General features: G+C 57.7%; 17 protein-coding genes and 1 tRNA gene. 12 read left to right on the top strand and 6 right to left on the bottom strand.

The annotated features are described in order from the left end of the window. The first annotated feature begins 11 nt into the window (after nt 1-11). The 8 genes from secY to G518_RS0105300 all read left to right on the top strand — a co-directional run bounded on the left by secY (nt 12) and on the right by G518_RS0105300 (nt 5024). Entirely contained in the window at nt 12-1325 is a 1314-nt protein-coding gene (gene secY, locus G518_RS0105335; RefSeq protein WP_028601646.1) for a preprotein translocase subunit SecY, read from the top strand. Nucleotides 1326-1441: 116 nt separating this feature from the next. Next, nucleotides 1442-1555 carry a 50S ribosomal protein L36 gene (gene rpmJ, locus G518_RS0105330; RefSeq protein WP_011481465.1) on the top strand — a complete coding sequence of 38 codons (114 nt, stop codon included), beginning with the start codon at nt 1442-1444 and terminating at the stop codon, nt 1553-1555. A gap of 32 nt (nt 1556-1587) precedes the next feature. Next, on the top strand, nt 1588-1953 hold the full coding sequence (gene rpsM, locus G518_RS0105325; protein WP_028601645.1) for a 30S ribosomal protein S13: 366 nt from the start codon (nt 1588-1590) through the stop codon (nt 1951-1953). A 25-nt stretch (nt 1954-1978) separates the two neighbouring features. Then, a complete protein-coding gene (gene rpsK, locus G518_RS0105320) occupies nt 1979-2383 on the top strand; it encodes a 30S ribosomal protein S11 (protein WP_028601644.1) in 405 nt (134 codons plus the stop codon). Nucleotides 2384-2522: 139 nt separating this feature from the next. Continuing rightward, nucleotides 2523-3146: a 30S ribosomal protein S4 gene (rpsD, locus tag G518_RS0105315; RefSeq protein ID WP_028601643.1), complete on the top strand. Its 624-nt coding sequence runs from the start codon at nt 2523-2525 to the stop codon at nt 3144-3146. Between the two features lie 110 nt (nt 3147-3256). After that, nucleotides 3257-4249, top strand: coding sequence for a DNA-directed RNA polymerase subunit alpha (locus G518_RS0105310; RefSeq protein ID WP_028601642.1), 993 nt, complete (start codon nt 3257-3259; stop codon nt 4247-4249). Nucleotides 4250-4533: 284 nt separating this feature from the next. Then, entirely contained in the window at nt 4534-4926 is a 393-nt protein-coding gene (gene rplQ / locus G518_RS0105305; RefSeq protein WP_028601641.1) for a 50S ribosomal protein L17, read from the top strand. Between the two features lie 21 nt (nt 4927-4947). Continuing rightward, a tRNA-Met gene (locus tag G518_RS0105300) sits at nt 4948-5024 on the top strand. A 398-nt stretch (nt 5025-5422) separates the two neighbouring features. On the opposite strand, the gene G518_RS34000 is transcribed toward G518_RS0105300, so the two are convergent. Further along, complete coding sequence (locus G518_RS34000; protein WP_156909287.1) at nt 5423-5857, bottom strand: hypothetical protein; 435 nt, start codon at nt 5855-5857, stop codon at nt 5423-5425. Nucleotides 5858-5865: 8 nt separating this feature from the next. Further along, a complete protein-coding gene (locus G518_RS0105290; protein WP_028601640.1) occupies nt 5866-7929 on the bottom strand; it encodes an ATP-dependent helicase in 2064 nt (687 codons plus the stop codon). 119 nt (nt 7930-8048) lie between these two features. On the opposite strand from G518_RS0105290, the gene G518_RS33995 reads away from it, so the two are divergent. After that, the gene (locus tag G518_RS33995) at nt 8049-9044 is read left to right on the top strand and encodes an AEC family transporter (RefSeq protein ID WP_051236063.1); all 996 of its coding nucleotides are present in this window, start codon (nt 8049-8051) and stop codon (nt 9042-9044) included. A 5-nt stretch (nt 9045-9049) separates the two neighbouring features. On the opposite strand, the gene G518_RS38285 is transcribed toward G518_RS33995, so the two are convergent. Both G518_RS38285 and G518_RS33985 read right to left on the bottom strand, forming a co-directional pair. Next, nucleotides 9050-9463 carry a hypothetical protein gene (locus G518_RS38285; RefSeq protein WP_051236061.1) on the bottom strand — a complete coding sequence of 138 codons (414 nt, stop codon included), beginning with the start codon at nt 9461-9463 and terminating at the stop codon, nt 9050-9052. A 288-nt stretch (nt 9464-9751) separates the two neighbouring features. Continuing rightward, on the bottom strand, nt 9752-10654 hold the full coding sequence (locus tag G518_RS33985) for a LysR family transcriptional regulator (RefSeq protein ID WP_051236059.1): 903 nt from the start codon (nt 10652-10654) through the stop codon (nt 9752-9754). Nucleotides 10655-10778: 124 nt separating this feature from the next. Here G518_RS33985 and G518_RS0105270 point away from each other — a divergent pair, with 124 nt between their 5' ends. Together G518_RS0105270 and G518_RS0105265 are read left to right on the top strand one after the other, a co-directional pair. Further along, nucleotides 10779-11783 (top strand): Bug family tripartite tricarboxylate transporter substrate binding protein, encoded by a 1005-nt coding sequence (locus G518_RS0105270; protein WP_036593607.1) that lies wholly within the window; start codon nt 10779-10781, stop codon nt 11781-11783. Between the two features lie 9 nt (nt 11784-11792). Next, entirely contained in the window at nt 11793-12911 is a 1119-nt protein-coding gene (locus tag G518_RS0105265; protein WP_028601638.1) for an NAD/NADP octopine/nopaline dehydrogenase family protein, read from the top strand. A gap of 83 nt (nt 12912-12994) precedes the next feature. Here the strand turns inward: G518_RS0105265 and priA are convergent, their stop codons facing one another. Together priA and hemE are read right to left on the bottom strand one after the other, a co-directional pair. After that, the gene (gene priA / locus G518_RS0105260) at nt 12995-15124 is read right to left on the bottom strand and encodes a replication restart helicase PriA (RefSeq protein ID WP_245597903.1); all 2130 of its coding nucleotides are present in this window, start codon (nt 15122-15124) and stop codon (nt 12995-12997) included. A 409-nt stretch (nt 15125-15533) separates the two neighbouring features. After that, nucleotides 15534-16649, bottom strand: a complete 1116-nt coding sequence (gene hemE / locus G518_RS0105250; RefSeq protein WP_028601636.1) for a uroporphyrinogen decarboxylase — start codon at nt 16647-16649, stop codon at nt 15534-15536. Nucleotides 16650-16975: 326 nt separating this feature from the next. Between hemE and G518_RS0105245 the strand changes: the two genes are divergently transcribed. Continuing rightward, a complete protein-coding gene (locus G518_RS0105245) occupies nt 16976-19675 on the top strand; it encodes a bifunctional acetate--CoA ligase family protein/GNAT family N-acetyltransferase (protein ID WP_028601635.1) in 2700 nt (899 codons plus the stop codon). Nucleotides 19676-19708 lie beyond the last annotated feature (33 nt).

Here is a 19708-nt window from a genome sequence, read left to right as displayed (position 1 = left end):
GTGTTTGAGTAGTGGCCACCAGCGCACCGCAAATAGCAAAAACCGGAAAATACGGCGATCTTCGCCGTCGGCTGGTATTTTTGCTGCTCGCGCTGGTCGTTTACCGGCTTGGCGCGCACATCCCTGTGCCCGGCATCAACCCTGATCAGCTTCGTCAGCTGTTCGAGGGCCAGCAGGGCGGGATTCTGAACTTGTTCAACATGTTCTCCGGCGGTGCGCTTTCGCGGTTTACCGTGTTTGCGCTTGGCATCATGCCCTACATCTCGGCTTCGATCGTGATGCAGCTGATGACCTACGTGCTGCCGGCGTTCGAGCAATTGAAGAAAGAAGGGCAGTCCGGTCAGCGCAAGATTACGCAGTACACGCGTTATGGCACGCTGGGTCTCGCACTGTTCCAGTCTCTGGGTATTGCGGTGGCACTTGAGGCTTCGCAAGGCTTGGTGATCAACCCCGGTTTTGGCTTCCGCTTGACTGCAGTGGTCAGTCTCACGGCAGGCACCATGTTCCTCATGTGGCTTGGCGAGCAGATTACAGAGCGTGGTCTTGGCAACGGGATCTCGATCCTGATCTTCGCGGGCATTGCAGCTGGTTTGCCTAATGCTGTCGGTGGGCTGTTGGAGCTGGTACGAACCGGCGCAATGAGCATCATCGTGGCCTTGTTCATCGTCGTGCTGGTTGCGGGAGTAACCTACTTCGTCGTGTTCATGGAGCGTGGTCAGCGCAAGATTCTTGTGAACTACGCTCGGCGTCAGGTGGGCAATAAGGTGTATGGCGGTCAATCGTCTCACCTTCCGCTCAAGGTCAATATGGCCGGTGTTATTCCACCGATCTTCGCTTCGTCCATCATTTTGCTGCCGGCCACTGTCGTGGGTTGGTTCAGTGCTGGTGATTCGATGCGCTGGTTGAAGGATATCGCTGCTACGTTGTCACCAGGTCAGCCGATCTACGTGATGCTTTATGCATCGGCCATCATCTTCTTCTGCTTTTTCTACACGGCCCTGGTGTTCAACAGCCGGGAAACCGCGGATAACTTGAAAAAGAGCGGAGCTTTCATTCCAGGCATTCGCCCGGGTGATCAGACCGCTAGATATATCGACAAGATCCTGGTTCGCCTCACATTGGCAGGCGCAATCTACATCACGTTGGTTTGTCTGCTGCCTGAGTTCCTGATTCTGCGCTACAACGTTCCGTTCTATTTTGGCGGCACTTCGTTGCTGATTATTGTGGTAGTGACCATGGACTTTATGTCTCAGGTTCAAAACTACATGATGTCGCAGCAGTATGAATCGTTATTGAAGAAAGCCAATTTCAAGACGACGCTTTAGAAACGTGTCCTAGTTCATAAAGGCGCCAGAGGTAATGATCCTCGACGCCTTTTAGGATACGAATAGTGTTTCGCGTTGAATAGGCGCAGTGAATTGAATAGTTTTAGGAGAATGAAATGAGAGTTTCAGCTTCGGTTAAGAAAATTTGCCGTAACTGCAAAATCATCCGCCGCAAGGGCGTGGTACGCGTGATCTGCACAGATCCGCGCCACAAGCAGCGTCAAGGCTGATGCAGCCCATCAGAATCGTCAGAGGATAGAACATGGCACGTATTGCTGGTATCAACATTCCGCCGCACAAACACGCTGAAATCGGCTTGACCGCCATTTTCGGTATTGGTCGGCAACGCGCCCGCGAGATTTGCGAGGCTTGCGGCATTCCCTTCTCCAAGAAGATCAAAGATCTGACGGACGGGGATCAGGAAAAAATTCGCGATCAAATCGCAAATTTCATCATTGAAGGCGACTTGCGTCGTGAAACAACGATGAACATCAAGCGTTTGATGGACATCGGCTGCTACCGCGGCTTCCGCCATCGTCGCGGCCTGCCTATGCGCGGCCAGCGCACGCGCACCAATGCTCGTACCCGTAAAGGTCCGCGCAAAGCTGCTCAGTCGCTGAAAAAATAAGCTCTAGGATTGAAGAAGGTTCAATATGGCCAAAGCACCCGCCAATAACGCTTCGCAGCGTGTTCGCAAGAAAGTCCGGAAGAATATTTCGGACGGCATTGCACACGTGCACGCGTCGTTCAACAACACCATCATCACCATCACCGATCGTCAAGGCAATGCGTTGTCTTGGGCATCGTCAGGTGGCCAGGGCTTCAAAGGCTCTCGCAAGTCTACGCCTTTCGCTGCTCAGGTGGCTTCCGAGGTGGCGGGTCGCGCTGCCATCGAACAAGGCATCAAGAACGTCGACGTCGAAATCAAGGGCCCAGGCCCAGGACGTGAATCCTCAGTGCGCGCGTTGGCCGCACTTGGCATTCGCATCTCCTCGATCTCCGACGTCACGCCCGTGCCGCACAACGGCTGCCGCCCTCAAAAGCGTCGTCGTATTTAATCGTACGTATTCGGCTCCTGCGTTCGCAGGAGACCGTTTTTTAAACCCAAGCCCACCGCCGCCATTCATTTGAATGACGGCTCCCGCAGTTTGGCCTAATTTGGCTTGCTGTGGAAGATGAAGCAAGAAGGAAGTTCAAGTGGCACGTTATCTCGGCCCTAAGGCCAAACTCTCCCGCCGTGAAGGCACCGATCTGTTCCTGAAGAGCGCACGCCGCTCCATCAGCGACAAATGCAAATTCGACTCCAAGCCGGGTCAGCATGGCCGCACTTCCGGCCAACGCACTTCAGACTACGGTCTGCAATTGCGTGAAAAGCAGAAGGTCAAGCGCATGTATGGCGTGCTGGAAAAGCAATTCCGCCGCTACTTCGAAGAAGCTGACCGCCGCCGTGGCAACACTGGCGCCAACCTGCTGTTCTTGCTGGAATCCCGTCTGGACAACGTCGCGTACCGTATGGGCTTTGGCTCCACTCGCGCTGAAGCGCGCCAGCTGGTTTCGCACAAGGCTGTTACCGTGAACGGCAAGCCTGTCAACATTCCTTCGTACATGGTTAAGACCGGTGACGTCGTGTCTGTGCGCGAAAAATCGAAGACGCAAACTCGCATTCTGGAAGCCATGCAATTGGCAGGCCAAGTGGGTATGCCAGCTTGGGTCGAGGTCAATGTCGACAAAGTCGAAGGTACCTTCAAGAAAGTACCTGATCGGGATGAGTTTGGCGCTGATATCAACGAATCGCTGATCGTCGAACTTTATTCGCGCTGATTCTTGCGGTTTTAGTTCACCCTTGTTCCAACCCGCCGTCCTGGCGGGTTTGGCGCTTCACCAGCCTTACCGGTGTAACGAGCCGGGGGTATTGAGAGGAAGTCTAGAGAATGCAAACCCAACTGCTGAAACCCAAAGCCATCAACGTCGAGCCCTTGGGCCCAAACAAAGCCAAGGTCACACTCGAGCCTTTCGAGCGCGGCTATGGCCACACTCTGGGCAATGCCCTGCGCCGTGTGCTGCTGTCGTCGATGGTCGGCTATTCGCCGACCGAAGTCACGATTGCTGGCGTGTTGCACGAGTACTCCACCATTGACGGTGTTCAGGAAGATGTTGTCAACATCCTCCTCAACCTCAAAGGCGTGGTGTTCAAGCTGCATAACCGCGATGAAGTGACCCTCAGCCTGCGCAAAGAAGGCGAAGGCGTCGTCACTGCGGCTGACATCCAGACTCCGCACGATGTGGAAATCATCAATCCTGAGCACGTGATTGCTACTTTGTCGCAAGGCGGTAAAGTGGACATGCAGATCAAGGTCGAAAAAGGCCGTGGTTATGTGCCAGGCACGATGCGTCGTTATGCTGACGAAACCACCAAGTCAATTGGTCGTATTGTTCTCGATGCTTCGTTCTCGCCTGTCAAGCGCGTGAGCTACACGGTCGATAGCGCCCGTGTTGAGCAGCGTACCGATCTGGACAAGCTGGTGGTTGAGATCGAAACCAACGGCGCGATCACTGCCGAAGATGCAGTTCGTGCTTCTGCCAAGATCTTGGTTGAGCAGCTGGCTGTGTTCGCACAGCTGGAAGGCAGCGAACTGGCCGCCTTCGATCAGCCGGCCCAACGTGGTGGTAGCGAACGCTTCGATCCAATCTTGCTCCGCCCTGTGGATGAGCTGGAATTGACCGTGCGTTCGGCCAACTGCCTGAAAGCCGAAAACATCTACTACATCGGTGATCTGATTCAGCGCACTGAAAACGAGTTGCTCAAGACCCCTAACCTGGGCCGGAAATCTCTTAACGAGATCAAGGAAGTCTTGGCATCGCGTGGCCTGACTCTCGGCATGAAGCTGGAAAACTGGCCACCATCCGGTCTGGACAAACGGTAAGTCCAAACCAGGGAAACCTGGTTTAGCCTGAGATGGCGGCCTGCTTTGGAGTGGGCTGCGGCCGGAATGCAGGGTTGAGAGGCACTGCATTCCGGGCTATAATCGAAGGCTCTTCGAAGTTGCGCCTAAAACCTATTTAGGTGTACGTTCTTCGAAGTTTCGCCCGAAAGAATTTGGGCGTAAAAAGTAGGAATGACACCTGAATTACTTCAGGTGTACATGTGCAGGGGCCGTACCTGATCCGGCGGCCCTTTAATAAGGTAGTTCTAAAAAGGAAAAGCACCATGCGTCACGGCAACGGCCTTCGCAAACTTAACCGCACCAGCGCCCACCGCCAGGCAATGCTGCGCAACATGATGAATTCGCTCATCGAGCACGAAGCCATCAAAACCACGCTTCCAAAAGCCAAGGAACTGCGCCGCGTGATCGAGCCCATGATCACTTTGGCTAAAGTGTCTACGGTTGCAAACCGCCGTCTGGCATTTGCACGTTTGCGTGATGACGACAGCGTTAAGAAATTGTTCAACGATCTGGGTCCGCGTTTCAACGCCCGTCCAGGTGGTTACACACGTATTTTGAAGATGGGTTTCCGCGTTGGCGATAACGCACCTATGGCGTTCGTTGAATTAGTCGATCGCGCAGAAATATCTTCAGAAGCCGAGCAAGAAGCTAAATAATCGGCTACAATAACAGCTTACCGCGCGATGGAGCAGTCTGGTAGCTCGTTGGGCTCATAACCCAAAGGTCGGAGGTTCAAATCCTTCTCGCGCAACCAAATTAAAAAGCCCGCTGAATTTCAGCGGGCTTTTTTGTTTTCTCTGACTCTAATAATTAGAGAATTTCAATAAGCGATTTAATAACACGGTTTTTTCCGCTGAGGGAAATTCACGGAAAATCGTTGACGCAGTTTCGCTGAAACTCTTTGGTTTTGAATCTACGCTTAGCCTCGGACTCGCTGGAAAGCTATCAGCCTGGAGATTTTTAGCTATAAACGGGCCGTTGCGGCCCATTTTTTTCGAATTTTGACTCGCCAATGGGGACGGGGGCTGCGAACTCAACGAGAACTTTCCCCGCTGGCCCATGTTCGGCGTTCGCTCCGCAAATCTGCCAGTCTCCTATCGTCGATGCCAAGGCCAACTCTCGGATGCGATAGTAGTCAGGCTCCTGGCTGGATTACCAGCCTGCATCCCGGCGGAGAATGAACGGGCTCGTGACTCCTTTTCGCGAATCCTGCCATTCCCCGCGAATTTCCTTACCGCAGGAGCTCTCGACGAGCTTTCCAGTCCATGTGGCGGTGATGCCTATGCGGTCGCTCGACTCATCCAGATTGAATTCCCCTTCCTCTAGATCTCCCGAGGCGATCGATTGCGTGTCGCCGTAGCGCAGTTCCCCGCGTAGGCTCTCAGAGAATTCGGGGTGCTGACGCAGTGTCATGCTGCCAGTTAGCTTGACAGCGGGGAGCTCGATTCTCCAGGCGCCGTACAGTTGGATGGCTTGAAAAGACTTGGGTGGTGCACAGCGCGGGGTGGCCGCTGGTTTAGATTGGTCTTGAGCCAGGGCTGCTGTGGACAAGGCCACAGTCAACAAGAAAGAAAGCGTACTTCTCATAAGGAGGATCAATCTTTGGAGGCTGCCTGTGCAGCCTGCTCGGTAACAGCCGCCTTGAGCGCGAATTCTGCCCTGAGAGCTTTCAGTTTCGCGCGCGGGTCTTCCCGGGCAGTGGTTTGATCAAGTGCCATTTCAGCGATGAAGCGGCTCGGTTGGGCAGCTATGATTTCCCGGCCCTTTTTGCGACGACGCGTCCAGCTCACAGCAAGAGTTTGCCGGGCGCGGGTGATCCCCACGTACATCAAGCGGCGCTCCTCCTCGATGCGCGCGACGACAGCGTCTGCAGGCGCATCGTCCGTACGAAAAGGCAGCAAACCCTCGTTCACTCCGGCCAGAATCACATGTGGCCACTCCAGGCCCTTGGAGGCATGGAGGGTGGAAAGTGTGACAACGTTCGGGTCCTGTTCGCGTTCGCTCAGGGTCGACAGCAAGGAGATGGTTTGGGCCACATCCAACAGGCTTTTGCTCTCACTGCCCCCGCTGGCGCCGGCGGCATCGTCAATGCGGCCACCGCAGCGGCCTGCCATCCACTCACAAAAGTCCAACACGTTGTTCCAGCGCGATGCCGCGAGCTTGTCGCTTTCTTCGGCATCTTGAAGGTATTTCTCGTAGCCTATGTCTTTCAACCAGTCAGAAAGGAACACTTTGGCCGCTTCCTCTCCGATGGTGTGCCGAGCCCTGTGCTGCAAATCGTTCACGCAGCGGCCAAATTCCTGAAGGCTACCAACCGCGCGCGCAGAGAGTACGCCACCGAGTGAGTGGGAGAACAAGGCACCAAACAGGCTCAAGTGATACTTGGTGGCCAGATCACCCAATTGAGCCAAGGTCTGGTGGCCGATCCCGCGTTTGGGCGTGGTGATGGCGCGCATGAACGCTGGATCGTCGTCTTCGTTGATCCACAGCCGGAACCAGGAGCAGAGATCCTTGATTTCCGCTCGATCAAAAAAGCTTTGACCTCCAGAGACCTTGTACGGGATTTGAGCTCGTCGAAGGGCTTGCTCAAAGAGCCTGGCTTGGTGATTGGCCCGGTACAGGATGGCGAAATCTCGCCATTCCTTTTGTACTGATGAAGCGCGCAAACTTTGGATGCGTGCAGAAGCGCGTTCGGCCTCGTGCATTTCGTGGTCGCAATCGACCACGCGCACAGGTTCGCCTTCACCCAATTCAGAGAACAATCTCTTGGGAAAGAGCTTCGGGTTGGGCCCGATCACGTTGTTCGCAGCGCGCAAGATAGCGCTGGTAGACCGGTAGTTCTGCTCCAGCTTGATGATTTTCAGGCGCGGGTAGTCCAGCGGTAGTCGTTTGAGGTTATCCAATGTGGCGCCACGCCAACCGTAGATGCTCTGGTCATCATCGCCCACTGCAGTGAAGTTGCCCTCAGTGCCCACCAGCAGCTTCAAGAGTTCGTACTGCGTAGCGTTGGTGTCTTGATACTCATCCACCAGAACATGCCCAAGGCGCGTTTGCCATTTCTCGCTCACCGAAGCGTGATTTCTAAGCATGCGCAGTGGCATGCCGATCAGGTCATCAAAGTCCACCCCTTGATAGGCCACCAAACGCTCATGGTAGTGCGCCATCAAGCGTGCCGTCTCCCGTTCGCCCTCGCTAGTCGCTTGCGCGAGTGCTTCTTCGGGGGTGAGGCCTTCGCTTTTCCACCGGCTGATGGTCCATTGCCACTGGCGGGCGGTGGCCGCATCGGTAGTGGTGCCGCAATCTTTCAGCAGGCTCAGGCATTCGTCGCTGTCCAGAATGCTGAATTGCGGTTTTAACCCCATGGTGGCGCCGTCTTCCCGTAACAGGCGTACACCCAGGGCATGGAAGGTGCAGATCAGCACTTCACCTGCGGCTTTTCCAATCAGGTGGCGAGCGCGCTCGCGCATTTCGCTGGCGGCCTTGTTGGTGAACGTAATGGCAGCCACGCGCTTAGCTTCCAGCCCAGTCTGGATCAATCGTCCGATCTTGTGTGTGATGACGCGGGTTTTACCGGAGCCGGCACCTGCCAACACCAGACAGGGGCCGCGCAGATGATTGACGGCGTCTTGTTGGGCGAGGTTGAGGCGGTCGACAGACATGCAGGGCGAACTTGAACTTGCTCCCGGACGGGGAGCTGAAAATATGGACCGTTCCGATCATACCGAGTGACGCTCCACATCGCGGGATGGCATCATCGGCACGCTGAATTGCCGAAATCATGAGCGCCTTAGCCCAAATATTTTCTGTCACGCTGCCCTTTTTTGCCCTGGTCTTTTGTGGCTACGCGGCAGCGCGCTCGCGTCTACTGCCGCTTGAGGCTGTGGCGGGTCTCAACATGTTCGTGCTTTACTTCGCCTTGCCGTGCATGCTGTACCGCTTTGGCAGTTCGACGCCAATCGCTCAACTGTTCGATCCAGTCATTTGTATCCTCTGGCTCGCTGCCGCCGGCCTAGTGGTTGCCCTCACAAGCTGGCTGGCCCGCAGGCGGGGAGCCCAATGGCCTGATGCGGCGATGGGCGCATTGGTAGCTGCATTCCCGAACTCAGGTTTCATGGGCGTGCCCCTGATTCTCGCTCTGCTGGGCGAAAGTGCAGTAGGGCCGGTGATGTCAACGCTGTTGATCGATTTGGCGGTCACAACTTCCGTCTGCATAGGCTTATCGCAGTGGGGCGTGGCGGGAGAAGCCGGGGCACTCAAGGCAGCAGGGCGGGCTCTTAAAGGTGTTTTGCGCAACCCCATGCCTTGGGCTATTTTGCTGGGCGCACTCGGTGGGGCCATGAACTTGCAGCTTTGGCAACCGGTCATGCAAACGGTCACGCTATTAGGAAACGCTGCATCTCCCGTCGCGTTGTTCACTATCGGGGCAGTGCTCGCGCGTTCTCAAATGCTTGCCAAGCACCACCACAAAGAAAAATCCTCCGCTCGTGATGTGGGCTGGATAGCAGGGTGTAAGCTAGTTCTGCACCCGCTACTGGTGTGGACATTTGCCAGCCTGGCGGTGAGGGCCGGTGCATTCGGACCGGAAGTCTTGGCGGCATTGGTGCTGACCGCAGCCCTCCCCAGTGCCAGCAATGTGTCTTTATTGGCGGAGCGCTTCGGGGCTGACAATGGCCGTATAGCGCGGATAATTCTATGGTCCACGTGCGCGGCCTTCGTGTCTTTTTCTATAGTGGCCGGCGGATATGTGACACAACCGCTCGGCCCTTCTCCCTAAGCGCGTTAGTTGCGGGGCGCTGTACGCTGGCGCTGTGGTGCAGCGGATGTCTCAGGCTGTGGTTTGAGTTCGATCCGGGGCGCATTAGCCAGCTCTTCTGCTGTGACCTGGGTCACGCTTTCCTTGATGAGGCCTCCGCCAATGACGCTACCTGAGACTTCACCCTGGCCTCCCGCGCGAGCTTCGCAATCCACCTTATAGAAACTAGGCAAATTGGCGCAACGCAGCATGCTATTGGCGCGTGCTTGCTCAGGTGTGACCGTTGCCAGCTGCCCCTTGGATGTGGCAGCGCGCCTTTCTTGTGCGGCGGCGCGCTGGTCCATATTGGTTTGGCTGGTGGTAAGAGTTGACTGAGCGAAGGCCGGTACGGCCATTGAGCCCACCAGTGCGGCTAGTACAAGAATTTTGTTTTTTGACATGGAGATTCCTTTGCTTGGCTTGCGGGAAGTACGGAAACGTCCCGCGTCGGATTGACCGATACATCACTGTATGCCGCGCACTGCGTCTACCTTGTCAGACGGGGGCTCGCCAAACTGTGGGCCATCCGGGCAAAATCTTTGCGTTTAGCCTGTCAGCGGTGACGCCGAATCGCGCGGAGCGTGTTTCGTTGCCGCTTCTTGGCGGCCGAAAAAACGCGTCTTTGGCGTTGCCTAGGCGGTCGCGCTAAATGCGGGTGATGTGATGGGAATCGCTATCGGTTTGAGTACTCATCCCTTCTTCTGCCAAACAGGCTCGCCGCTGGTTTTCTCACACAGAAAATCGAGAAGACATCTGACCTGCGAGGCCACATAACGCGATTTTGGCGTGACCGCATAAAGTCGAGTGCCTGGTGTTGGTAGCACGTCGTAGCCGGTAAGTAACGGAACCAACCGACGGCGAGCAAAGTCTTCATGAGTCGCGTACGAAGGCACGAAGCCAAGACCTAGCCCGGCCAATGCAGCTTCGTGAAGGACGCTGTGACTGCCACACTCGACGCGAGAAAACGGCTTCACTCGCCACGACTCTATGCCACGCGTGAACTCCAGCATGGGGCGGGTGCGGATACTAAGCCAGGCGTGCTCTGCTAGCTCTTGCGGCGTCTTCGGCGTGCCGTTGCGGCGTAAGTAAGCCGGGCTCGCACACAAGTTCCAACTCACGTGACCGAGTTGCCGCGCCACAACGGTATCCACCAGGTCGTCGATGACGCGCAGCGCAACATCGACACTCTCTCGGGTGAAGTTGACTTCGTTTCGCAACGTGATGCTTAACTGCACCTCCGGGTGCTCCGCGCAGAATGCCCAAAAAATCTTCTGCATGTGAAGGCGCCAGAGCAGTGGCGCGCAACTGATGTGCAGCGGCCCGCGCACTTCCGAGCGCAGGCTGAGCACAGCTCGGTTTGCTTCTGTGACTTGAGCGTTGATCGCGACTCCACGCTCGTAGAGAATTTCACCGGCCTCGGTTGGGCGCATGGACCGCGTCGTGCGAGCCAGAAGCACAGCGCCAATCTCTTTTTCAATGTTGTGTATGCGGCGACTGATGTTCGAGCGGTCGATGCCGAGTTTGCGTGACGCATTGGCAAAGCTTCCCGCATCCATCACGGCGACGAAGAAAGCGATTTCATTGGCATCCATGCTGCAATGGTAGCTTCCTTGCCTTCGATTGATGCGTACAGCGCAACGGATAAATGCCCTCTCAATGGCTTCCGCTACCACGGGCGCGCTGGCACGATAGGCCTCCCTATACAGGAGAAGCGCGATGAGAAAGCAGTTCCGCCCTTGGGTGACCGGGATCCTCGGCATAGGATTGGGTTTCGCAGGCACCGTATGGGCGCAATCGCCTGCTCCCGCATGGCCAGCGCAGCCGGTGCGGATTGTCGTACCGTTTAGCGCCGGCGGACCTGCTGACCTGACCGCGCGCGTGGTCGCCGACGAGATGGGTAAACAACTCGGCCGCACTTTCATCGTTGACAACAGAAGTGGCGCAGGCGGGGTGACAGGCACTGCATTTGTCGCCTCCGCCCCTAAGGATGGGCACACCGTTTTGCTCACCACGACCAGTCTCACCTATCTCAAGGCGCTTGGGGTCAAGACCACTTTCGACCCGGAAGAGGACTTGGTTCCGGTTGGCCTGGTAGGAACGACTACGTCCATCCTGATCGTCAATAACGATTTTCCGGCCAAGACATTACCTGAGGTGATTGCGCTGGTTCGCGCCAATCCGGGTAAATACAACTACGGCAGTGCTGGCATCGGCAGTGCCATGCATTTCAGCTTTGAGCGGGTGCTGGCCACCGCCGGCGGCCTGCAGGTGACGCATGTGCCCTATCGTGGTGGTGGTGGCACGATGATGACCGACATCATGAGTGGTCAGGTCCAGATGGCGACCGACCCTGCGTCAAGCACCATGCCTTTCCTGGCTAGAAACAACGTGCGAGCGATCGCAGTCATGTCTGGCAAACGGTTGTCGACCTTACCGAACGTACCCACCTTCAGGGAGTCGGGCTTGCCGGAGTTCAAGGACTTCGAATCGATTGGCTGGTACATGATGCTGGTGCCAAGCGGTACGCCGCCAGCTATCGTGGCAAAAATCAACGAGGCGCTACGCAATGCAGTGCAATCGCCCACGGTTCAAAAGCGTTTCGCCGAAGCCAACCTGGAGGTTCCGGCCAACAACACACCGGAGAACACTGCACGTTTGCTCTCGAACGACATCAAGTCTGCGAGTGAGCTCGCCAAGCGACTCAACCTGAAAGCAAACTGAGAGCACCGTATGACCAAAGTTGCAGTTATCGGAAATACACACCGCAATCTGGGCGTCGCTTGCGCGGCCGACTTGGCGCTTGCGGGCCACGAAGTTCGCTACGCGCCACTTTCCGGGCCGTCGATGCAGCTTGATGAATTGCGAGCCAGTGGTGGCTTTGAACTCAAGGGAGATCCCAGCGTTTACTACTCTGGAAAGATTGGAAAAGCGCCACTACATGCCATTTGCGACACAGCGGCTCAAGCGCTCGACGGGGCAGAAGTGGTGCTGCTCGACGTGCCAATGCCAGAATTGGAAAACAGGTTCGGGGAACTGATTCAAGATTTGCCACACGGCGCCGTGGTTCACATTCAGGGCCACGGCTACTGGTCCGCAGCACGCGTGAGACCCTTGCTGCGCAAAGCGAATCGCGAGGATGTGATCGCCACGGATGCAGGGGTGCCTACCCACGTTGCCGCGTTGGATGGCGTGGTAGTGACCGGGCGCTGCCGCCGATCTGTTGAGTTCGCTACGGTGCCTGGTCACCGGATCACTGAGGCGCTGGCCAAACTCAAGCCCTTGTTCGGGGACGCCCTTGCAGCGCCATCTGCGTTGCAGACCGGTCTGGAAAACCTGAACCTGATGGTGCACCCCGCGATGGTGCTTCTAGGTATCGGGATGATCGAGCGCGCTGACCTGCGTGGTGGTGAGCATGTACGGTTTTATCGCGAATGTAATGTGCCAAGCGCCGGAAAACTGGCCGACGCACTGGACGTCGAACGTGGTGCCGTTTGCAAAGCGTATGGCGTGCGCCACCGGACCTTGCCAACAGCTATCGACCATTACTATGGTACGCCTGGAAAGAATGCTTACGAGGCTGTCCTTCACTGCGACGCCATGCAAGCTTGGGGGGCTTATCCTGCAACCACCTGGCGCGGCTGGGAGTCAGTGGATGTTCCTTATGCCATCGTCCCGCTGGTTTGGTTGGCAGAGCAGGCCGGACTCTCAGCCCCCTTACACCGAGGTGTCGCCGATATCCTGGGGGTACTGCTCGGAATAGATCCATGGTCTGCAGGCCCGACGCTCGCCGACATGAATCTGGACGGTGAGCTCACAGATGTTGTTCGGTATTTCAGCGGCTCGGATTAACAAGGCGTCCTTGGTAAGAATTACCGCGGAGTAGAGCGCTCAATCGCGCACCCGCATGTCGCGCGTAGACTTTGAACACGTGCTTAGACAGCGAGTGGATCTACGTCCATGGCCCAACGCACGATGCCTCGGTGGTCCGCAGCGGTGCGCAGCTGGTGCAAGATGGGTTGGCATGAGGTCAGCACTCGCTGCAAGGCTGCACGCGAGGGGCTTTCGATCAGCATTTGCGCGCGTTCAATATTGGCCACCCGTTGTACCGCCATCGGCACGGGGGGGTACCAAGTGATGGCTTCCAGGGCGGGCAGCATCTCACTGTCTTCTCCAAGTACATTCTTGGCCGTTTGTGCTGCCTCCTTCAAAAAAGCCTGCGCTGCTTCCTGACTGCGGGCTTCCGCGCGCAGTAGCGCCAGATGTGTGAATGGCGGCAAACCCGCTTGGGCACGCTCGATGAGTTGGCTGTCTGCAAAGCTCGGGTAATCGTGTGCTTTCAGCGCTTCATAAAGAGGGTGAAAAGGGTGGTGGGTTTGAAGCCACATTTCACTGGACGCCGATATGGCGGCATCGCGCCCGGCACGCCCAGCCGCTTGCAGCAGCAGCGAGAAAAGGCGTTCGGGCGCGCGGAAATCGCTGGAGAACAGCGCTGTGTCTGGATTGATGGCCGCTACCAGGGTCACGCGCCTGAAATCGTGCCCTTTGGCAATCATCTGCGTGCCGACCAGAACGTCCACTTCGCCCGCGTGCACCTGCGCCAGCTGGGTTTCCAGGCTGCCTTTTCCACGTGTGGAGTCCGCGTCGATACGGGCCACGCGCACGGGAGTGCCATCAGGTCGCGTCAATGGCGCCAAGAGTTCGGCGAGGTGTTCTTCCAACTGCTCCGTGCCACGCCCTATGGTGCCAATGTCCACGTTGCCGCAGGATGGGCAGGCTCTGGGTACGCGTTCGGTGAAACCGCAGTGGTGGCAACGCAGGGTGCGGTCGATCTTGTGGAACACACGGTAAGCGCTGCAGTAAGGGCATTCACTTTTCCAATCGCAATCACCGCAATGCAGCACGGGGGCATAGCCGCGACGGTTGAGCAGCAGCAGCGCTTGCTCACCGCGCTCCACGCGCTCGCCAATGGCCTGCAGCAGCGGAGGGGAGATCGAGGTGCCACGCGGTTGCCGGCTCATATCCACACGCCGCACGCGCGGCATACCTGAACCCGACTCTCCGGCACCTATGCGTTGGGGCATGGCTAGCCGCACGTAGCGCCCCAGGCCTCCCTCTTCTGTGGAGCGGCTTCGCTCCCAACTCTCCAGCGAAGGCGTGGCTGAGCCCAAAATCACTTTGGCGCCGACCAATCGTCCGCGATAAACCGCCAGGTCACGGGCTGAATAGCGGGCGCCTTCCTGTTGTTTGTAGCTGGGGTCGTGCTCTTCATCCACGACGATCAGCGCCAGGTGCGGCATGGAGGCCAGTACCCCCATGCGCGTTCCCAGAACGATGCGCGCCTGCCCGGTATGGGCCGCCAGCCAACCGGCCAAGCGCTGCGCGGGAGTGAGCCCGCTGTGCATTGAAACCACTGATTCCGCCCCAAAGCGCTCTGTAAAGCGCGCTTCCAGCTGCGGAGTCAGGTTGATCTCTGGCACCAATACGAGGATTTGCGCCTGTGCGTCCTGGGCCAAAGTCCGTGCGGCTGCACGCATATAGACCTCAGTCTTGCCGCTCCCCGTGGTTCCGAACAACAAGAAGGGTCCGCTTTCCTGCTCAATCCTGAGCAGGGCGTCTGCTTGCTCCTGAGAAAGCTCTTTCAGGGGAGCCAATTCATCTGGCGCGTCGGTCGAATTTTTAGAGCCGTGAGTGCGCTTCAGGCGACGCGCCATCTGCGTGGGATTCAAGGTGCGCAGTTGGGGTGGCAGAGCTGCGAGAGCGACTTCGCCCAAGGCTCGTTGGTAGTAGCGTGCGGCGAACGCCATCAGGGCACGCCAATGGTCATCCAGGGGGGCCAGATCGCCGAGCGTGCCAGCCACTTCGCGTGCCGACTTGACCAAACCGGGTTCGGGCTCGGGTAGTGCAGACCAGACGACCCCCAACACCTCTCTGGAGCCCAGTGGTACTCGTACCAGGGTGCCCGGTGGCAGAGGCTGCGCACTGCGATAGGTCAACGGCGTGCCTATGCCACTGTGCGCCGGCGTTGCCACGGCCACCGCCAGCCAGTGTGCATCGCTCGTCAAGGGATTCCAATCAACATGCAATTTTGGCTTTAAGTGCTTGTTTTGAATGAGTTTTGCAAGTCATACCCAATTTCTGTGGATAACTTTGTGGAAAACGTCTGATGAATCGCCTGAAAGCCTTAAAAATCAAGGCTTTCACTACCTTGCTCATCAAAAAAGCATTGTTCTATTTTTTATATAAATCAATGACTTATGGTTAATCAGTTCGTCGCCCTTAGGGAAATATGCCAAGCGCGAGATGATCTGATTTTTGTGCATAAGTAAAGTAGATGAACCTCTTTTTTTTGCTCTAATGCCCACGAAATTGCTTGACTTGCTCATCCGCGATAAGTAGAGGCGCTGCTGCCAATGGGGCGGTACAGTCCATTGGCATCCCGTGATTTACGACCCCGGCAAGTCCAACGAGCGCTTAGAGGCCGGTACGCATCCGTTTGGAGTGGGCATGCACTTCGTCTACCAAGTGGGCCACGTGCTCCGGTGGGGTGAATTGGCTGATCCCGTGCCCGAGATTGAAGATATGGCCGGTCCCGGGCTTGTCCTGCTCCATATGTGGTGCACCAAAACTATCGAGTACGGCACGTGCCTGTGCGCGAATGGCTTCAGGTGGCGCAAACAACACGTTTGGATCAATGTTGCCTTGCAGTGACTTGCGGTGGGCGCCGGAGCCTTCTGAGACGATGGCGCGCGCAGTGCCCAGGTTCATAGTCCAGTCGAGTCCCAGCACCTCGCAATCCAGAGTACGCATCTGCGAGAGCCACAAGCCACCACCTTTGGTGAAGACAATGCGTGGCACCACCGCGCCATCACTCCCGGTGCGTTTGAGCTGCCCCAGCACCCGAGTGGTGTAGGCAAGGCTGAAGTCCTGGAACGCCCCATCGGCCAATACCCCGCCCCAGCTATCGAAGATCATGACGGCTTGAGCGCCTGCATCGATCTGTGCATTCAGATAGACGGCTACGGCGTCGGCGTTGATGGCCAGAATGCGGTGCATCAGATCAGGCCGGGCATACATCAAGGTCTTGACGGCTCGGTAATCCTGCGAACCGCCGCCTTCGACCATGTAGCAGGCCAGCGTCCAGGGGCTGCCGGAAAACCCGATCAGGGGCACGCGGCCATTGAGAGCCTTGCGAATGGAGGTGACAGCATCGAACACATAGCGCAACTTGTTCATGTCCGGCACGGCCAGTTGAGCCACGGCCGCTTCGTCGCGCACCGTGCGTTCAAACTTGGGGCCTTCGCCTAGTGCGAACGACAGGCCGAGGCCCATGGCGTCCGGTACGGTCAGGATGTCCGAAAACAGGATGGAGGCATCAAGCGGATAGCGCTCCAGCGGCTGCAGGGTGACTTCGGTGGCGTAATCGACGTTGGTGGCCAGCCCCATGAAACTGCCGGCCTGGGCCCGTGTTGCGCGGTACTCAGGCAGGTAGCGGCCAGCCTGGCGCATCAGCCAGATAGGGGTGTGGGTAGTCGCCTGACCTAGGCAGGCGCGCAGAAAAGTGTCGTTTTGCAGTGGGGCGAAGCTCATGACTGTATTGTCTCAGAGCGTGTCCAACGTCTCCGCGGGAGGGCCGTTGTGTTCAAAAACTGTGGATGCGAGGGTGCGCCCGTGCCACGGAAAACGCAGGGATACCTTGTGGTGTCGCGCGTATTTTTGCGGCCTTCCATACGGGTGCAACGAGGTAGGGAGGGGCTTTTGAGCACGCTATCAGCCGCAGCGAGTGTTTTGGAGCGCAGAATAAGGGTTTTCCCTTTGGGATATAAAAAAAGGCCGCTAAGCTCCTCGCATCATGAGGCTCGCTGCCCCCTTGGCCGTGCTCTTGGTTTCGGGGTGGGGTGGCAAAAAGAATCGCTATGGACCAACACTACCTCAGCCCGCTTTTCGATCCTCGGTCGATCATTTTGTTTACGGGCGGCGAAGCCGATCCGGAGGGGCTTGCACCTCATGCGAAGGCGTTGCTTGCGGGTTTTCGCGCGCAGGCTTTCGACGGTGCGGTGACCGAGCTCCATACCCAGACCACAGGTACCTTGGGTGATCTGGCGCAGGCGCGTGCGGATCTTGCCATCATTGCCTTGCAGCCGGAGGAAACCCTGGCCGCACTCGAGCTGGCTGGGCGGATCAAATGCAAAGCAGCCTTGATTCTTTCTGCCGGTATTGGCGCGCCGTTGGCGGCCGAGCTGGCCCGGACCGCGCAGCGCCATGGTGTGATGCTGCTGGGGCCTAATAGCCAGGGGTTTCAGAGGCCCGCACGGCTTTTAAATGCCAGTACGCTGGGACCCATGGCAGCGCCTGGTCAATTGGCCTTGGTGGCGCAATCTGGCGCGCTCACGGCATCTATCCTGGACTGGGCTCGCCAGAACCGGGTGGGCTTTTCCAGTGTGATTTCCGTAGGGCCTCATAGCGCACTGCATATTGCCGACATGCTGGACTTTCTGGCCAGTGATCGCAATACCCAAGCCATCGTGGTCTATCTGGAGGGAATCTCCAATGCCCGGCGTTTCATGAGCGCGTTGCGTGCGGCGGCCAGCAGCAAGCCGGTCGTCATTCTTAAATCTGGCCGGCAGTTGGCTGGCAACGTCGCAGCGCAAACGCATTCAGGTGCCGTCGTCGGTAGTGATGCCGTGTTTGATGCCGCGCTGCGCCGAGCCGGCGCTGTGAGGGTCCGCTCGTTCGTGCAGTTGTTCTCAGCTGCGAAGTGTCTGGCTTCTCGTTACCGGCCAGTGGGAAAACGATTGGCCATTGTCACTAACGGCGGAGGCCCGGGTGTACTGGCAGCTGATTGGGTGAGTGAGATCGGTTTGAAACTGGGCCTGCTCTCCGGTGAGAAGGCCAGCGCCCTCCTGACTCAACTGCCCCCCAACGCTTCGCTGGCGGATTTGATCGACGTCACGGAAGATGCTCAGCCTGAGCACTATCGGGCTGCACTGGAAGCGGCGATGAGCGATAAAGACATCGATGGTGCGCTGGTAATCTACTCGCCCAAGTGGGGCGGCGATGCGGATGCCATTGCCCGTGTGCTGGTGGAGGCCAGGCCCAGGTTATCGAAGCCGCTGGTCAGTTGCTGGATGGGCGATGCTTCGGTTGGCGCTGCACGAACGCTGTTGGCTGATGCGCAGATTCCCACGTTCCGTACGCCCGAGGCGGCGGTGGGTGCCTTTGGCAACATAGCCAGCTTCTACCAAAACCAGCAGCTTTTGCGGCAGACACCGCCGCCACTTACACAACTGGCCGCGCCCGATGCTGAGGGCGCGCGGCTTTTGATTGAAGGCGTGCTGGCCGAGCGGCGCCAGGCGCTGACAGAGATGGAATCCAAGGCCCTGCTGGCCGCTTTCCATATTCCAATCACCCCCACCACCTTGGCGCGCAATCCTAGTGAAGCCATGATGATCGCTACCCAGCAGGGCTTCCCGGTGGCCTTGAAAATTGATTCTCCTGATATTTCTCACAAGAGTGATGTAGGAGGTGTGGCGTTGAATGTGATGAACGCCACGGCGGTGCGCGACATCTACAACGACATGATGGCCAACGTGTCTCACGCTCGCCCTGATGCGCACATCAACGGTATCACCGTGCAGGCCATGGCGAAGGCGCGCCGCGGTCGCGAACTGTATATTGGCGTCGTCACCGACGATCCCTTTGGCCCGGTAATCGCCTTTGGCGCTGGTGGCACCTTGGTCGAGCTCATGGGGGGTAGCTCCATGGAGCTGCCGCCGCTGAACCAGTTTCTGGCTCACCGACTGATTGAGCGCGCGCGAGTGGCCGAAACTTTGGGTGAATGGCGTGGCGCGCCCGCAGTGAATATGTCGGCTTTGGAGCAAGTGTTGCTCCGCGTCTCCGAGATGGTGTGCGAATTGCCCCAACTGCGCGAGATGGATATCAATCCCATCATCGTCGACGAATTCGGCGCCGTGGCGGTGGATGCGCGCATTGTCGTGGGCCATGCGGCAGCGCCCACGTCTTCCGGCGGGCCGCGGGGGCGCAGCTATGGTCACCTGGCCATCTTGCCGTATCCGGCGCGCTACGAGCAGGTATGGCCGCTGCGCGGTGGCGGTGAATACACTGTGCGGCCCATTCGGCCGGGGGATGCCCAGATGCTGCAGGAGATGACCAAACGCCTGTCACCCGAAAGCCGGTACTTCCGATTCGTTTCCAGCATGGCGGAGTTACCCCCTGGCATGCTTTCGCGCTTTACGCTGATCGACTATGACCGGGAGATGGCACTGTGCGCCGTCATCAAGGAAGATAAGCTTGGTTCGGATGGCCAGCAGGAGACCAGCGAGCGATTTATAGCCGTCTCACGCTACATCACCAACCCGGATCAGAACAGCTGTGAGTTCTCACTCGTAGTGGACGACGCCTTCGCGGGGCAAGGCCTGGGGACGCGAATGATGCACGGCATCATGGAGGTTGCCCGGGACAAGGGCCTGCAGGAGATGATGGGTTTGGTGCTGACCAATAACGGATCCATGCTCAAGCTGGTGCAGAGCCTGGGGTTTACTGTCAAGGCGTACCCAGAGGATCCGGATTTCAGGCTCGTCACACACGCGCTGTAGCCGGTGAGGGCGTGAATCGGGCGTTCGGCCTTA

The organism is Ottowia thiooxydans DSM 14619, assembly GCF_000422885.1.
Lineage (GTDB): Bacteria > Pseudomonadota > Gammaproteobacteria > Burkholderiales > Burkholderiaceae_C > Ottowia > Ottowia thiooxydans.
The sequence above is the reverse complement of the archived record's forward strand: the minus strand, read 5'-3'. Positions and strand labels throughout refer to the sequence as shown.

What these genes read in the sequence shown, in the direction of transcription:
- rpsK (WP_028601644.1), top strand. Translation starts at nt 1,979, where the DNA reads ATGGCCAAAGCACCCGCCAATAACGCTTCGCAGCGTGTTCGCAAGAAA.
- G518_RS0105290 (WP_028601640.1), bottom strand. Translation starts at nt 7,929, where the DNA reads ATGTCTGTCGACCGCCTCAACCTCGCCCAACAAGACGCCGTCAATCAT.
- G518_RS0105245 (WP_028601635.1), top strand. Translation starts at nt 16,976, where the DNA reads ATGGACCAACACTACCTCAGCCCGCTTTTCGATCCTCGGTCGATCATT.
- G518_RS0105270 (WP_036593607.1), top strand. Translation starts at nt 10,779, where the DNA reads ATGAGAAAGCAGTTCCGCCCTTGGGTGACCGGGATCCTCGGCATAGGA.
- rplQ (WP_028601641.1), top strand. Translation starts at nt 4,534, where the DNA reads ATGCGTCACGGCAACGGCCTTCGCAAACTTAACCGCACCAGCGCCCAC.
- G518_RS38285 (WP_051236061.1), bottom strand. Translation starts at nt 9,463, where the DNA reads ATGTCAAAAAACAAAATTCTTGTACTAGCCGCACTGGTGGGCTCAATG.
- rpsM (WP_028601645.1), top strand. Translation starts at nt 1,588, where the DNA reads ATGGCACGTATTGCTGGTATCAACATTCCGCCGCACAAACACGCTGAA.
- G518_RS33985 (WP_051236059.1), bottom strand. Translation starts at nt 10,654, where the DNA reads ATGGATGCCAATGAAATCGCTTTCTTCGTCGCCGTGATGGATGCGGGA.
- G518_RS33995 (WP_051236063.1), top strand. Translation starts at nt 8,049, where the DNA reads ATGAGCGCCTTAGCCCAAATATTTTCTGTCACGCTGCCCTTTTTTGCC.
- rpmJ (WP_011481465.1), top strand. Translation starts at nt 1,442, where the DNA reads ATGAGAGTTTCAGCTTCGGTTAAGAAAATTTGCCGTAACTGCAAAATC.
- G518_RS0105265 (WP_028601638.1), top strand. Translation starts at nt 11,793, where the DNA reads ATGACCAAAGTTGCAGTTATCGGAAATACACACCGCAATCTGGGCGTC.
- G518_RS0105310 (WP_028601642.1), top strand. Translation starts at nt 3,257, where the DNA reads ATGCAAACCCAACTGCTGAAACCCAAAGCCATCAACGTCGAGCCCTTG.
- G518_RS34000 (WP_156909287.1), bottom strand. Translation starts at nt 5,857, where the DNA reads ATGAGAAGTACGCTTTCTTTCTTGTTGACTGTGGCCTTGTCCACAGCA.
- hemE (WP_028601636.1), bottom strand. Translation starts at nt 16,649, where the DNA reads ATGAGCTTCGCCCCACTGCAAAACGACACTTTTCTGCGCGCCTGCCTA.